Genomic DNA, 15,251 nt, shown 5'->3' with positions numbered 1-15,251 from the left:
TTAAGAAAAACAAATGGTTAGCTTTTCTTAAATGTCCAGAAAAAGTTTCCTATGAAGTTTACCACAAGTGAAGCTGGTATGGCAAAAAAATAGGCAATTTCTGAGGATACATGAAAACAATTTATTGCAAGTGAAAGCATTGCAAGCGATAATAAACAAGCAAAAATATTTATAATTATAAATGATGTTAGCTGTTTAACGCAGAAAGGTGTGTTGTCTTTGAATGTTTTAGCTTTGTTAGCAAAGTAGCTAAAAAAAATTCCTGTAATATAGCAGAGTACATACGCTGTAGTAGGAGATGTTTTCAGAGAAAATAAAACAGTGTAGTAAACAATTGCTCCGACAATTGCATTAAGCACACCAACAAAAGAAAACTTTAAAAAAGTAACACCTATTGTTTTAATCAAATCTTTACAACACATAAAATTGAAGAACCTACAAATTTTTTAGGAAAGAATTTTGCTTCATATATAAAATATTTTGAAATAAAATTATGTATTTTTTGTATGTGTTTAGAAGGAGGAGAAATCGTAGTATTTCTTTTTATTCCAAATATTTTAAAAAATAAAGCTGGGAAATAAAGTAAATGGAAAAAATATTGGATGCTTAATATTTTATTTTTTGAAAAAAGTGAGGCACAACATGCAAGGTTATATCTTTTGTAGTGCCCAAAACAAGTATCATAGTTAGAAAATAACTCTTGCCGTGCAGGAACCGTTGCAATTATCCATTTTGCATTAGGAAAATATTCAAAATGTTTTTGTAGAAATGTTTTTGGATCTTTGATGTGTTCTAATACATCCAGAAAAGAAAGGACTTCTACTTCTTTTCTAAAGTCTTCGTTTAAGTCAAAAGAATCTTGTCCATAATAAAGAATTTCTTCATAGTTTGGAAAATAAGGCTCTGGATTTCCTACTTCAGCTCCATAAAAATCGAATCCAGCAGCGCGAAACTTTTGAACATCGACCCCTCTGCCACACCCAACATCAAGTGCTAACCCTGAAAAGTTTATTTTTTTAAGTTCATTACATAAGATCTTATTGCGGGCTACAGTCCAGTAATGACAGTCAATGTTATTTGGGTATGACATATTAAATTGCTTTGAGGAAAAAGAGCTCACTTTATATTTCTCCATATCTTATAAACATGCTTAAAACAGAATAATTTATTACAGCAACCTCAAGTCACTAACAATCAAAATTTCCAACAGAAAGGATTTGCATCAGTGAGGTTTACACTTGCAGCAATAGTTTTTGATTACGTCTGTCAGATGTTTTTTTAAATATTTTGGTTATAACAACTTAATATATTCTGTAGCTTCAAGTGGAATTATAAGATCAAATTTATGATTTTAATAAAATGGTTTTGCTAGGTCTTAAATTTAAATTTTTCGTGAGAATAATCGACTTTTCGTATTAACATAAGCCGCGGTCAAATGTTTTATTCACTATAGTCTTGACCAACTTTGAACACCAGGCACCCCGCCCACATCCTACATCAAGAATAGACTTCGGCTTTAATGTTTTTACTAAAATTGGAACAATTGCTTCTGCAGAAGCTAGCGAACCGGATTCGATATAATCAAAAAATTTTTCTCTATAAATATGCATCCTACACCTATATTTTTTTTTCAATAATATATCGAGGCCGTTTTTTTACTTCTGTAAAAATCTTCCCAATATATTCACCAAGAATGGCTATGCTTAAAAGTTGAACAGATCCTAAAAACAAGATTGCAATCATGATAGAGGCCCAACCTGGAACGGTCCTGCCTGCCAAATATTCCCAAAATGTTGAAATGGAAAGCACTAACGTAACCATAAGTGACAGCCCTCCCATAAGACCTGAAAGTCTCAAGGGAGCTATACTAAATGATGATATTCCGTTCCAAGCAAAACTCAACATTTTAGCCAAAGGATATTTCGTCTCTCCATAAACCCTTTTTTGACGGAGATAAAAAACATCTGAGGTTTGAAAACCAAGCTTTGGGCAAATTCCTCGCAAAAATATATTAGATTCTTCAAATTCATTTAATGCCTTAACAGCTTTTGTGCTCATAAGCCGAAAATCAGCATGATTAGGTTTAATTTCTAAACCTAATTTTTGAACAAATGAATAAAACCATTCTGCCGTTTTGCGTTTAAACAGTGAGTCGCTTTTCCTGTCCGATCGCACGCCATACACGATCTCATTCCCTTTTTGGAATTCATTGATCATTTCTGGGATAATATCAATGTCATCCTGCAGGTCCGCGTCAATAGAGATAATGCAATCAACCTCGGCATAAGTAGAAAACATGCCCGCGAGGAGAGCATTTTGGTGACCTGCATTAGCTGAGAGCTTTAGCCCTTTTACTAGTGGATTTTTTTGGCTTTGAGAGCTTATAATTTCCCAAGTTTTGTCTTTGCTGCCATCATCTATAAAAAAAAGGAAACTTTGTGAGGATATTTGTTGTTGTATAATTAACTTTTGCAATATTTCCAAAAGTTTTTCAGAAGTAAAAAAGAGTGTTTCCTCTTCGTTATAACAAGGAATAATAATGGCTAAAATCGGTTTTTTTTTCAAACTAAAACCCTCATAATATTTCTAAAAAAATTTATATGATAACACTCACAGATTACTTAACAAGTAAGATTTACTTAAGCAAGTGTGTCCGTTGATGCTTAAGCTTATTTGGTCGTCAGGAACGTGATCACACCTTCGTTCTCTATAGGGCTGTTTGATCCTGCTACAATGTTCGAAGTTGTCGACATTTCAAAATCAAAACTTAATAGTGTTGTTAATACGATTGCAAAAGTTCAATTAAAGAATCCAAGAAAAGCATGAGCAATTTCTTTTGGGTTGACACAATTATATTATTTAGAGAGTTGAAGAAAAATCTTGAGTTATGTATTCGTTGAACTTCTGACATAGAATTCAAACGTAATGCAGTTTTTTGGAGTGAAGAGCCGGATCGCATACATTCCGGAGTTGCTGAGAGCCTCGTTATTTCTCGTAAGCTCTTTTATTGATGGCGCCGTGAATTATTACGAGATTGTGGGGCAGCCCTATTATTACGGCAAAGTTGCAAGCTGAAGACCGATTCAGCAAAGTTCGCCGTACACGAGATCTATGAAAAAATATGGCTGCATCAAAAAGTATGACTTGGAGGAGTAACTGCAGTTGCCGAATCCTTTTTCCAAATTATTGAGGCCTACTACAATCGCAGAAGACGTCATTCCAGCAATGGCTGTATGTCATTACTGAATTTGAAATATACTGTCAGAAAAATTGTTTGTGACTTAATTCGAGGATCCCAATATTAATGATGAAGAACACAATTAAATTGTCGCATTAATTTTAAGCCATTGCCTCAGTTGACAGTTCGTTCAGAATAACCTAACAAACTAGCATCATGTTAAAGGAACTATTTACATCAAAAACCAGAATCAAACTTCTGCTTAAGCTTTTCCTTAATCCTGGAGTATCCTCCTATTTAAGAGAACTGGCAGCAGAGTTTGATGTTTCTCCCAACGCAATGAAGGAAGAACTGGACGGCTTAAGTGACGCCGGATACCTGAACAAGAAAAAAGAAGGGCGTTACATATTCTACAACGCCAACTCCTCTCACCCCTTCTTTCCAGAAATCAGTTCAATCGTCCGTAAATATATCGGAATCGACCAAATCCTCGAATATATTCTCTCCACTATCGGGGATGTTGATTCTGTGTATGTCCTTGACGACTACGCCAAAGGAATTGATTCCGGCCTGATTGATGTCCTCATAATCGGAGACGACATTGATTCAGACAGGATCGTAGACCTTTGCGCCAAAGCGGAAGAAGCTATTCAGCGCAAAATCAGATTTATGATCCTCGGAACAGAAGAATTCTCAAAAACAAGTAATATTTATTTGAAACGACCAAATTGGAAGATCGTCTAATATTTATTAAAGAATCGATTTAAAAACGGAGAAATAATCTCATGAATATCCCTTTTATTGATCTTAAAAATCAGTTCACACGCATTGAAGAACAGGTCCGCAACAATATGGACGCAGTTTTGGCTCACGGAGCCTATGTCATGGGCCCTGAAATACCTGCTCTTGAAAAAAGGCTTGCTGAATACTGCGGAACAAAACACGCTCTAGGTTGCGCCTCCGGCACAGATGCTTTGGTGCTTGCGCTGATGGCACTTGATGTTAAACCTGGGGATGCTGTTTTCACCACTCCTTTCACTTTTTTTGCAACAGCTGAAGCAATCGCACTTATGGGCGCAACTCCTGTATATGTGGATATTGATCCCGTAACTTTTAACATTGACCCTGAAAAACTCGAAAAAACAATCGAAGCACTCAAAGGCAGTGACAACGGTTACCCTCTTCCTAAAGTTGATAGACTAACTGCTAAAGGTATTATCACCGTAGGTCTCTTCGGATTGCCTGCCGACTACGACGCAATCAAATCCATTGCGGATAAACATGGCCTGTTCTTAGTTGAAGATGCTGCTCAAAGCTTCGGCGGAGAGAATAAAGGCAGAAAATCCTGTTCATTCGGTGACATTACCTGCACATCCTTCTTCCCGGCCAAACCTCTCGGTTGTTACGGAGATGGTGGCATGTGCTTCACTGATGATGATGAGCTGATCGAGCGTCTACGCTCTCACCGTGTACACGGTCAGGGACCGGACAGATATGATAACGTCCGCCTCGGCATTAACGGCAGACTGGATAGTCTTCAAGCCGCTATACTACAGGCGAAGTTTGATATTTTCCCTGAAGAAGTGGAACTACGCGATAAAGTTGCAGCCACTTATGCAGAACTTTTAACAGATATAGACGGACTCACTCCGCCGAGCACGCCTGAAGGCGATCGCTCTGTATGGGCACAGTACTGTTCTCTTGCAAAAGACGGCGCACACCGCGAAAGAATTCAGACAGCACTGAAAGATAAGGGTATTGCTTCTCCTGTATATTACCCAATCCCGCTCCACTTGCAGACAGCGTTTAAAGACCTCGGTTACCAAGCAGGTGATTGTCCTATCAGTGAAGATGCTGCAAGCCGCATCTTTGCTATTCCAATGCATCCATATCTCGAAAGAGAACAGCAGGAATTCATCGCTGACATTATTAGAAACGCTTAAATATACTGAAAAAAGACTCCCATTATGGGTTTTACCATATTGGGAGTCTCATTTGTGGTTTATTAATTTTATTTATCTGGTTTGATACTACAAATTTTCTCCCATGAAGCCGCGGCTCTTGAAGCAGGCGGTATTGAGTTTCTCAAAACAGGAATACATTATGAGTGGAAAAACCAAAAAGAATATTGGAATATAATCCACCAATCTCTTATGCAAGAAACACTGCTTGTCATAATAACTGATCGCCTCTCACATCTCATTAAAAAGGGCGAATTAATTGACCGCTACTATAATCCAGGCGGCATCTTCAAGCATGTGCATATTCTGATGACCAATGACGACAAACCTGAAATTAGCCCACTGCAAAGAACTGTCGGAGATGCAAAATTAACATTGCATAATATTCCTTCCGGAATGTCACTTCTGGCGAAAACGCTTTGGAGACCCTGCCTACTCAAACACTGGTCTAAGCAAGGGATTGCTCTAGCACGGGATATTAATCCTCAGCTTATCCGCTGTTACGGCAACTTTCTTAACGGCTATCTCGGGGCCAGAATTCACGAAGAACTAAATATTCCTCTATTTGTATCACTGCACACGCAACCGGATGCAACGAGAGCGAGAAAAGAAGTCGGATTTAAAACCCAAGTTTTCTATCAACTTTCAAAAGCCCTTGAAAGCTACACTCTAAAATCTGCGGACAGAGTAAGTTGTGTCTACGGCTCCATTGTTGATTACGCACGTAAACGCGGAGTTACCGCCCCTATTACAGCGTACAATGTAATTAACAATGCGGCTCTTTCACGCAAGCAAAGTTATGAATCAACCGGACCTCTGCAAATTTTATATATCGGCAGACTTATTCCCGCCAAAAATCCAGAAAATCTCCTTAAAGGGATGCATGGGAAAAATGCCGAGTTGACCGTTATCGGCGATGGAGTAAAAGCAGAAGAAATGAAAGCATTATCTTCAGCTCTCGGACTTTCTGATAAAGTTAGGTTTATTCCAGCTCTTACAAATGATGAGCTTTGCCGCACACTGCATACATATGACCTTTTCGCTGGGCATTCACAGTACAGTGAGCTCCCGAAAACTGTACTTGAGGCTTCACTCTGTGGACTACCTGTTCTGGTCAACAAACGAAAAGGAAAAGCTGTTCCAGAATATAAAGACGGATGGGCAATGCTGGTTGACGATTCACCTGAAGGATACAGCAAAGGGATTGACTTCTTCTCAGATGAAAATAATCGGGGAAAATTTGGTGAGATGGCCGCGCAATATGCAGATTCTCACTGGGAACCAAGTCATGCGGAATCAGTTTTTGCAGAAATCCACAGGACGTTAATAAATTCATGAAAAAGCCCATACTTTTCATAGCATATGACTTTCCTCCCATTCTGTCTCCTGAGTCAATTCAGGTTCAACGCAGAGCTATAGCCTTAGCGCAAGAAGGTCACAAGGTTCATGTACTGACATCCTGTGATAAGCCAGACTTTGAATTTCTTGATCCAGCACTCATCCGTGACCATGAAAATCTGAGCATTCACAGGGTTAAAAAACTCCCTTTTGAAAAGGCATTGCACTACATTTGCGGCGGACTTGAAATTACCGACCGTAAACTCTGGTGGAAATTCCCTACAGTAAAAGCTGCGCTTAATCTTATTTCAGAATTTAAGATTAAGAATATTTACACCCACTCAACTCCTCTGGTTAACCATCTGGCCGGGTTCGAAGTTAAAAAAGCTATTCCAGCTATCCACTGGACAGCTCATTTTTCCGATCCATGGACACTCAATCCTTACATCTCTTACAGAACAGGATTCCAGAAGAATATTAATAAAGGTCTTGAGTCTGGAATTATTTCAAAATGTGATATTATCACCGTCACTTCTGAAAAAACGCGGGATTTGTTTGTTAACGGGCTTAAGGCTGACAATACAAAAATCAGAGTTTTGCCCCATGTATTTGATCCAGAGCTTTACAGACCGAAAGAATCTGACGGTGATAAGAAAATAGTTGCTCATACCGGCAATATTTACGGGCTACGCTCAGTCATTCCGCTTATAGAAGCAATTGATCAGGTTAAGCCTGAAAATCTGGAATTCCATTTCTACGGGCGCATGAAAGATGACGAACGCAAAATGGCACAAGAAAAATGTCCAGATATGATCAAAATTTTTGACCCGATTCCTTATTTGAAATCAATTCAGGTGCTTTCTGATGCAGATATTCTGCTGGTAATCGATGCACCACTGCATAATTCACCATTTTTCCCATCGAAACTTGCGGACTATATCGGAGCAGGAAAGCCTGTTGCGGCGCTTACGCCGCTTTCATCCACAACAACTGATATAATCAGAAAAATTCAAAACGATTTGCTCGTTGCAGACAGTTCTGATGTTCAGGCAATAGTCGCCCTGCTGAAGCGTTTTGAAAGCACAGACAGCTCAACCCTCAAAAAGGGTAGCAAAGATTTCTACAACATGAATAATAACTACGAAAACATTCGAGAGGCTTTAATAGATGAATAATGCCAAAATTCTTGTAACCGGCGGAGCCGGAGCAATCGGCCTGAATTTGATCGAACGACTGCTTGACGGCGGAGTGGGACAGGTTCTTGTTCTCGATAACCTTTCCTCAGGATATAAGAATTATCTTCCAAATGATAAGCGCATTATTTTTCATAATTGCGACATTGGTGAAATTGAATCCTATCGCTCAATTATGCACGAGTTCAAACCGGATTACGTTTTTCATCTGGCAGCACATTTTGCTAATCAAAACTCGGTGGATCATCCATTCAAAGATGTTCAGGCCAATATCATCGGGACTATGAATCTCCTTGAAATCTGCAAAGATAACAAAGGACTGAAAAAGTTCGTATATACTTCTTCATCATGCGTATACGGCAACGCCGCGATTATGCGCGAGGAAGATTACATTTACCCGCATGAAACTCCTTATGCCATCAACAAATATACGGCTGAGCTGTATGTTAAATATTACGCTTCAATGTACGCTATTCCCAGCGTATCTATCAGAGTTTTCAATACATACGGACCATATGAGCCGCATGGTGCATACCGTAACGTCATCCCTAATTTTATTATCCGCGCAATGAAAGGTGAACCTCTTAACATCACCGGTGACGGAGCTGAAACCAGAGACTTCACCTTTGTCGGAAACACCGCTCAGCTTCTTACTTTAGCAGCAACATCTGAAGTTACAGACGGAGATATTTTCAACGGCGGGACCGGAAAGCCTACTAAAATCATAGATCTCGCTAAGTTGATCATTGAATATACAAACTCTTCCTCAGAAATCGTTTTCATAGAAAGACGCAACTGGGACGCTGTAAAAGACCGCCTTTCAGATATTTCAAAGTCTACCAAGGTACTTAAGTATATCCCTGAAGTTCCATTGGAAATTGGCCTTAAAACTACTGTTGATTGGTATATGAATGACTATGAATTTGAAGATTAGAAAATGATCAAAAAACTGTTAAAAATTCTTTCACCCAAAGATCGCAAAAGTTTTATTTTGCTGATGCTGTTTACTGTTTTTGTTTCATGTATTGAAACTATCGGTATTTCTGCGGTCATGCCTTTTATTGCCGTAGCCAGTGACCCAACCTTGATCGCGACCAATAAATACTATCATTATATCTATACATTCCTAGGATTTCAGTCGGCTAAGGATTTTGTGGTTACATTTGGGCTATCGTTCATTGCTTTTTTCATATTCAAAAGCTTTGTTAACATTCTCTCAATGTATTTAATGAATAGATTTTCACAAGGTAGAGCTCATGCAATAGCTAAAAGGCTATTCAGTAACTACCTGTTTATGAGTTATCAACGTTTTGTCGGAATGAACTCTGCAAATCTCTCAAAAGCCTTAGTTTCTGAAACACAGAATATGGGCAATATGTTCATGGCAATACTATTACTCTGCTCAGAATTTTTTGTTCTTATCTTTCTATACGGGATACTTCTTGCTGTTGATATCAAAATAACCATTGCTCTTACTGCCTTTTTAGGGGTTATGGTTTTAATTTTAATCAAAACTATAACTAAAACAATCACCAGACAAGGACGTAAGAGAGTTGATTTTCAAGAAAAATATTTCAGGATTGCGGGAGAATCTTTCGGGAATATGAAAATCATCAAACTCATGTCCAGCGAACAAATGACCCTTAATAATTTTTTGAAGTCCAGCAAAGGTTTTGTCTGGGCTAATATTGTAACTGCAGCACTCTCTAATGTCCCAAAGTACTCACTTGAGACTATCGGTTTTTCCACACTGATAAGTATTGTTGTTTATGTTGTCTATACCTCAAATAATGTAACAACCGTTTTGCCGATTGTAACAATGTACGCGCTTGCACTTTACAGACTTCTTCCTTCTGTAAATCGTATAGTTTCAAGCTACAACAACATCATGTACTATAAAAAGACCCTTGATATTGTTCATGAAGACTTTACAATTCAAACACATCCGTTAGGAGAACTTCCTCTAACTTTCAACAAATCTGTAAAACTTGAGAATGTCAGTTTCGGCTACGATGATGCAACTTCTGTCCTTGAAAAAGTAAACATCACTATCACCCCCGGTGATAAGGTTGCGCTTATCGGAGACAGCGGTTCTGGTAAATCGACTTTAGCTGATGTCATCATCGGAATGTATTCTGAATATTCCGGAAATATTTTAATTGATGATATACGCTTAAGCTCAGAAAATTTAAAATCATGGCGTTCATACATAGGATATATCCCGCAAAATATTTACCTTTTTGATGCAACTGTCGCTGAAAACGTAGCCTTCGGACGTCCCATGAATACTGACAAAGTCAAAGAAGCTTTAGCTCAAGCGGATATTCTAGATTTTCTAAATACAAAAGAAGGTCTTGAGACGATTGTCGGAGATGGTGGAATACTGCTTTCTGGCGGGCAGAAACAACGTATTGCCATTGCACGAGCACTGTATGGCAATCCTAAGCTTTTAGTTCTGGACGAAGCGACTTCCGCTTTGGACAATGAAACAGAAGGCCGCATTATGGATAAAATTTATGATCTTAGCGGAGATAGAACATTACTGATTATAGCGCATAGATTAAGCACAATTGAACGTTGTGACAAAGTTTATAGAATTGAGAACAAACAACCTGTTCTTGTAAATGGCAAGAACTAATATATTATAGATAGTTACATGTGAACGTGGGAACTACGCTCTCTTCACTTAAAATATTCCTAAGACACTCAATTTATTACGGAGTTTTTACATGAAAAAAATTTTAGTAACAGGCGCAGATGGCTTCATAGGTTCCCACTTAACAGAAGCATTAGTCCTTGCAGGATATGATGTTAAGGCATTTACTTTCTACAACTCTTTTAACTCCTGGGGTTGGCTGGATCGTACAGATAAAAAAATCTTAAAGGAAATTGAAATTTTCCCAGGTGATATTCGCGATTATAATGGAGTAAAAACAGCAATGACAGGGTGCGATGCAGTTCTTCACCTTGCAGCACTTATTGCAATCCCTTTTTCGTACCATTCCCCTGCTACATATGTTGATACAAATATCACAGGGACATTGAATATAGTTCAAGCGGCCAAAGATCTCGGCATAGACAAAGTAGTTCATACATCCACAAGTGAAGTCTACGGAAGTGCTCTTTTTGTCCCCATTACAGAAGAACACCCTTTACAAGGGCAATCCCCATACTCAGCCAGCAAAATTGGAGCTGACCAGATAGCTCTTTCTTTTTATAGATCTTTCGAAACCCCAGTTGCTGTAATTAGACCATTCAATACTTACGGCCCAAGACAATCAGCTAGAGCGGTAATCCCAACTATTATTACTCAATTACTGAATGGTAAAACCAAAATAAAACTTGGAGCACTAACTCCCACTAGGGATTTCAACTATGTATCTGACACTGTTAACGGATTCATTAAAATATTGAAATCGGACTCATCTGTTGGTGAAGTTATTAATGTTGGAAGTGGGTTCGAAATTTCAATTGGGGATACGGCTAAACTTATCGCCAAATGTATGAATCTAGATATTGAAATAGAATCCGATGAGCAGCGTCTCAGACCTAAAAAAAGTGAAGTGGACAGATTACTCGCAGACAGAAGTAAAGCTGAGCGGTTAACTGGCTGGGTTCCTCAATTCGGGAACTTGGATGGTTTTGAAAAAGGACTAAGAAATACCATAGACTGGTTAAGTTCTTCACAAAATTTAGCAATGTATAAATCCCATATATACAACCTGTAAGGTTATTATCATGAGCATCTCAAAAGAAGTAGTTCAAGCATTAAGCTCAGTTTTAACCTTTAAAGACGGCCTTGTACCTTTACATGCACCTGTTTTTTCCGGCAATGAACTGGCTTACACCAAAGAATGTATCGACTCTACTTTTGTCTCTTCTGTCGGTAAATTTGTTGATCAATTCGAAAAAATGCTGGCCGAATACACAGGCTCAAAACGGGCAGTAGCTGTTACCAACGGAACTGCGGCCTTACACATGGCTCTCATGCTTGCCGGTGTAAAAAACGATGATGAAGTTATCATCCCAGGCCTGACCTTTATAGCCACAGCCAACGCTGTAGCCTATATCGGAGCGGTTCCGCATATTGTAGACTCTGAGGAAACAACTCTTGGAATCGATGCGTCCAAACTGGACAGACATCTTTCCGAAATAGCGGAAGTCCGTAGCGGAGAATGCTTCAACAAGCAAACCGGACGCAGAATTGCGGCCTTAGTGCCCATGCATGTCTTCGGTATTCCACTTGATTTAGACGGGCTACTTGCTCTTTGCGAGAAGTTTTCCATCCCGATGGTAGAAGATGCTGCTGAAGCTATCGGCTCTTTTTACAAGGGGAAACATTGTGGAAGATTCGGCAAAATCTCCTCATTAAGCTTTAACGGCAATAAGACTATCACCACAGGCGGCGGCGGAGCTGTCCTTACCGATGATGATAAACTTGCTGATCTCTGCAAACATATGACGACTACGGCCAAGATTCCACATAAGTGGGAATATTTCCATGACATGGTGGGATACAACTACCGCATGCCGAACATTAATGCTGCACTTGGTTGCGCTCAAATGGAAAAGCTGGATGACATTCTTGCAAGCAAGCGAAAGTTGGCTGAAGCATATGCTACCGCTTTTTCTACAGTTAAAGGAGTCCATTTTCTGACTGAACCTGAAGGCTGCAAAAGCAACTACTGGTTCAACACCATCATCCTTGAAAAAGGAATGGAAGAAGAACGAGACTCTGTCCTTGAAGCTACAAACGGGGCATCTTACATGACCCGTCCTTTATGGGCTGCCATGCACAGATTAACCATGTACGAAAACTGCCCGCGCACAGATATGAGTGTTGCTGAATCCCTTGAAAAAAGGGTCATCAATATTCCGAGCGGTGCTGGAATACTCGGAGTTTAGAGATATGAATTCAAAAAAGGCCATAGCTGTCATTCCTGCACGAGGAGGATCTAAGCGTCTTCCTAAGAAAAATATTTTGAAAATGCTTGGCAAACCTATGATCGGATATACGATCGAAGCAGCTCTTGAGAGCGGCCTTTTTGACCGGGTAGTCGTATCAACAGACTGCCCGGAAATATCAGACATCTCAAAATCTTTGGGTGCAGAAGTTCCTTTTATGCGGGATCAAAATATTGCAGATGATATAACACCCGTATCCGCGGCAACGTTGGATGCTCTCAATAGATTAGATCCTGAGAGCAACGAATATGAATATATTTGTCAGCTTATGGCAAATTGCCCCATGCGGGATGCCTCCGATATTATTGCCAGTTTCAAGCACTTTACAGCAGCGAATGCACGGACTCAAATCAGTGTAACCAGATATGGTTGGCTGAATCCGTGGTGGGCAATGGAAATGGAAGCAGGCAAGCCTTTAACTCCCTTGTTTGCTGAAAAGCTCAAAGAAAGAAGTCAGGATCTTCCATCGCTTTTTTGCCCTACCGGAGCAATATGGTGGGCAACCTGTGAAGTCCTGCGTGAAGAAAAAACTTTTCACACTCAAGACAGAAGAGGGTTTGAACTTAGCTGGAAGAAAGCTGTAGATATTGATGACCATGATGACTGGGACATGGCTGAATTCTTGATGGCTCGTAAATTGGACGGAGAAGCTCGTTGAGTTCAACAGCACTTTACACCACCATTTATCCCGGTGAAGAGCCATATATAAAACCGTGGTTTGACTCTGTTGAATCTCAAACAGACAAAAACTTTGACATAATTATCGGATTGGATTCCTTCACGCCTGAGCAGGTTTTTAAAAGTGCCGGGAAAGTTTTTGATGCAAAATTCATAACGGCGGATGCAGGAGCAACTCCTGCTCTAGTCAGAGCTAAAGCCTTTAAAATTATAGTTGAAGAATATGAGCAGGTTGTATTCACTGATAGTGATGACATCTTGCTACCGCAGAGAGTTAGCGAATCAAAAAATCTTCTCAAAGAATGTGATCTCTGCGCCTGCGCCCTTCATATAATTGACGCAGACGGTTCTGATCTGAATAGAATATTCCCTGTTTCTGAGAATGAAGATTTAATATCATTACTGCCACGTGCGAATATCTTTGGATTATCCAACACAGCCTATCGCTGCGAGCTTCTAAAAAAACTAATGCCGTTTCCTCCGGAGTGCGTAATGCTGGACTGGTTTATGGTAACCAAAGCATGGCTTTTAGGAGCAAAAATTAAAACAACCTCTAAACAGCTGATGCAGTATAGGCAGCATCCTAAAAATACAGCCAGAGTTCTCCCTCCTTTTACTAAAGTGCAAGTACTCAAAGCTGCTAATCTGTTAAAACTGCATTACTCTCTTTTACAAACGCATGTATTGCAGAGCTTTTCAGAAAAAGCAGAATCATTCAAAACGGCAAGTGATAACTTAAATATTTTTGTGGACTCAATGTCCTCTCCTGATAATCTTGACAGGTATGTCAGAAATCTAAATAAACTTAGCGAAAAACACATTTGGTGGTCGTGGATAGCACACCCCGAATTGGAGGAAATATGGAAAAATTAAATTTCAACGGACGTCTTGTCGGACCTGGCGAGCCTCCTTACTTTATTGCGGAAATAGGGGCCAACCATAACGGAGACATGGGTCTGTGCAAAAAGATGATCAATTCTGCAATTGAATGCGGAGCAGATGCAGTCAAATTCCAGTCATGGAGCAGTAAGACTCTAATTTCAAAAGCAGAATATGAACGCAATACAACATACACTGATACAAACCGCCATTTCGGATCGCTCAAAGAAATGGTTGATAAATACCAGTTTACCCACGAACAGCACCTTGAAATCCTAGCCTACTGCAAAACTAAAGGCGTGGAGTTTATGTCATCTGCTTTTTCACCTGAAGAAGTTGATATGCTTCTGGAAATGAATGTACCATGCATTAAGCTTGCATCAATGGACGTAAACCATATACCTTTACTGAAGTACGTCGGTAGTAAAGGGTGTCAGGTGATGCTCTCTACAGGAATGGCAAGCATGGGAGAAATCGAAACTGCAGTTAACACATTGCGGGAAGCAGGTTCAGGTCCAATCGCGTTATTTCACTGCATTTCCATTTACCCTCCTGAATATAAAGACATACATCTGAATAACATGAAAACACTTGAGCAGGCATTTGATGTGCCTGTCGGATTCAGTGACCACACTATAGGCTCTGCTATTCCGTTGGCCGCTGTTGCACTCGGAGCATGTATAATTGAAAAGCATTTCACAACAGATAAAGATATGGATGGATGGGATCACTGGATTTCTGCAAATCCAGCAGAAATGACTGTTATATGCAAAGACGGTATGAACGTCTGGAAAGCTCTCGGTTCTACAACTCGCACTGTAAGTGAAGCGGAAATGGAAAAAAGAACTAAATTCCGACGTAGTATGGTTACAACTAGAGCTATTAAAAAAGGTGAAATTCTCAAAGCTGAAGATTTTGATTTCCTACGCCCCGGAACAGGCGTCGGACCTGAAGAGCTTAAGTATGCTATCGGCAGAAAAGCAGCACAGGATCTGACAGATGGAGCTGAAGTGAAATGGGATGATTTTGCATAACTCCGAAAAAATAACGAAATTCTGC

General features: G+C 39.6%; 14 protein-coding genes. 11 read left to right on the top strand and 3 right to left on the bottom strand.

All coding sequences use genetic code 11. The features are described from left to right. Positions 1–17 precede the first annotated feature (17 nt). The 3 genes from B9N78_RS14585 to B9N78_RS14570 all read right to left on the bottom strand — a co-directional run bounded on the left by B9N78_RS14585 (position 18) and on the right by B9N78_RS14570 (position 2,565). Complete coding sequence (locus B9N78_RS14585) at positions 18–407, bottom strand: GtrA family protein (protein WP_170921442.1); 390 nt, start codon at positions 405–407, stop codon at positions 18–20. Next, positions 404–1,120: a methyltransferase domain-containing protein gene (locus B9N78_RS14580; protein WP_085103594.1), complete on the bottom strand. Its 717-nt coding sequence runs from the start codon at positions 1,118–1,120 to the stop codon at positions 404–406. Before B9N78_RS14580 ends, B9N78_RS14585 begins: the two co-directional genes overlap by 4 nt. 497 nt (positions 1,121–1,617) lie before the next feature. Next, positions 1,618–2,565, bottom strand: coding sequence for a glycosyltransferase family 2 protein (locus B9N78_RS14570; protein WP_085103590.1), 948 nt, complete (start codon positions 2,563–2,565; stop codon positions 1,618–1,620). A gap of 829 nt (positions 2,566–3,394) precedes the next feature. On the opposite strand from B9N78_RS14570, the gene B9N78_RS14565 reads away from it, so the two are divergent. From B9N78_RS14565 to B9N78_RS14515, 11 genes are all read left to right on the top strand, one after another. After that, positions 3,395–3,922, top strand: coding sequence for a winged helix-turn-helix domain-containing protein (locus B9N78_RS14565; RefSeq protein WP_085103588.1), 528 nt, complete (start codon positions 3,395–3,397; stop codon positions 3,920–3,922). Between the two features lie 41 nt (positions 3,923–3,963). Continuing rightward, positions 3,964–5,121: a DegT/DnrJ/EryC1/StrS family aminotransferase gene (locus B9N78_RS14560; RefSeq protein WP_085103586.1), complete on the top strand. Its 1,158-nt coding sequence runs from the start codon at positions 3,964–3,966 to the stop codon at positions 5,119–5,121. An 81-nt stretch (positions 5,122–5,202) separates the two neighbouring features. Beyond that, on the top strand, positions 5,203–6,477 hold the full coding sequence (locus tag B9N78_RS14555) for a glycosyltransferase (RefSeq protein WP_085103584.1): 1,275 nt from the start codon (positions 5,203–5,205) through the stop codon (positions 6,475–6,477). Further along, positions 6,474–7,652 (top strand): glycosyltransferase, encoded by a 1,179-nt coding sequence (locus tag B9N78_RS14550; RefSeq protein WP_085103582.1) that lies wholly within the window; start codon positions 6,474–6,476, stop codon positions 7,650–7,652. Before B9N78_RS14555 ends, B9N78_RS14550 begins: the two co-directional genes overlap by 4 nt. Continuing rightward, entirely contained in the window at positions 7,645–8,604 is a 960-nt protein-coding gene (locus tag B9N78_RS14545) for an NAD-dependent epimerase/dehydratase family protein (RefSeq protein WP_085103580.1), read from the top strand. Before B9N78_RS14550 ends, B9N78_RS14545 begins: the two co-directional genes overlap by 8 nt. A 3-nt stretch (positions 8,605–8,607) precedes the next feature. Beyond that, a complete protein-coding gene (locus tag B9N78_RS14540) occupies positions 8,608–10,308 on the top strand; it encodes an ABC transporter ATP-binding protein/permease (RefSeq protein WP_085103578.1) in 1,701 nt (566 codons plus the stop codon). A gap of 91 nt (positions 10,309–10,399) precedes the next feature. Continuing rightward, a complete protein-coding gene (locus B9N78_RS14535; RefSeq protein ID WP_085103576.1) occupies positions 10,400–11,398 on the top strand; it encodes an NAD-dependent 4,6-dehydratase LegB in 999 nt (332 codons plus the stop codon). 10 nt (positions 11,399–11,408) lie between these two features. Continuing rightward, the gene (locus tag B9N78_RS14530; RefSeq protein WP_085103573.1) at positions 11,409–12,575 is read left to right on the top strand and encodes a LegC family aminotransferase; all 1,167 of its coding nucleotides are present in this window, start codon (positions 11,409–11,411) and stop codon (positions 12,573–12,575) included. Between the two features lie 4 nt (positions 12,576–12,579). After that, a complete protein-coding gene (gene pseF / locus B9N78_RS14525; RefSeq protein WP_085103571.1) occupies positions 12,580–13,293 on the top strand; it encodes a pseudaminic acid cytidylyltransferase in 714 nt (237 codons plus the stop codon). Continuing rightward, complete coding sequence (locus B9N78_RS14520; protein ID WP_085103569.1) at positions 13,290–14,186, top strand: glycosyltransferase family protein; 897 nt, start codon at positions 13,290–13,292, stop codon at positions 14,184–14,186. The genes pseF and B9N78_RS14520 overlap by 4 nt, the downstream gene beginning before the upstream one ends. Beyond that, a complete protein-coding gene (locus tag B9N78_RS14515) occupies positions 14,174–15,226 on the top strand; it encodes an N-acetylneuraminate synthase family protein (protein WP_085103567.1) in 1,053 nt (350 codons plus the stop codon). Before B9N78_RS14520 ends, B9N78_RS14515 begins: the two co-directional genes overlap by 13 nt. Positions 15,227–15,251: the final 25 nt, after the last annotated feature.

The organism is Desulfovibrio gilichinskyi (assembly GCF_900177375.1).
In the GTDB taxonomy this organism is placed as follows: domain Bacteria; phylum Desulfobacterota; class Desulfovibrionia; order Desulfovibrionales; family Desulfovibrionaceae; genus Maridesulfovibrio; species Maridesulfovibrio gilichinskyi.
Note: the sequence above shows the minus strand (reverse complement) of the source record. Positions and strands in the feature narration are given on the sequence as shown.

Excerpts from the sequence above, each read along its gene's own strand:
- B9N78_RS14565 (WP_085103588.1), top strand. The coding sequence starts at position 3,395 with ATGTTAAAGGAACTATTTACATCAAAAACCAGAATCAAACTTCTGCTT.
- B9N78_RS14560 (WP_085103586.1), top strand. The coding sequence starts at position 3,964 with ATGAATATCCCTTTTATTGATCTTAAAAATCAGTTCACACGCATTGAA.
- B9N78_RS14550 (WP_085103582.1), top strand. The coding sequence starts at position 6,474 with ATGAAAAAGCCCATACTTTTCATAGCATATGACTTTCCTCCCATTCTG.
- B9N78_RS14545 (WP_085103580.1), top strand. The coding sequence starts at position 7,645 with ATGAATAATGCCAAAATTCTTGTAACCGGCGGAGCCGGAGCAATCGGC.
- B9N78_RS14540 (WP_085103578.1), top strand. The coding sequence starts at position 8,608 with ATGATCAAAAAACTGTTAAAAATTCTTTCACCCAAAGATCGCAAAAGT.
- B9N78_RS14535 (WP_085103576.1), top strand. The coding sequence starts at position 10,400 with ATGAAAAAAATTTTAGTAACAGGCGCAGATGGCTTCATAGGTTCCCAC.
- B9N78_RS14530 (WP_085103573.1), top strand. The coding sequence starts at position 11,409 with ATGAGCATCTCAAAAGAAGTAGTTCAAGCATTAAGCTCAGTTTTAACC.
- pseF (WP_085103571.1), top strand. The coding sequence starts at position 12,580 with ATGAATTCAAAAAAGGCCATAGCTGTCATTCCTGCACGAGGAGGATCT.
- B9N78_RS14515 (WP_085103567.1), top strand. The coding sequence starts at position 14,174 with ATGGAAAAATTAAATTTCAACGGACGTCTTGTCGGACCTGGCGAGCCT.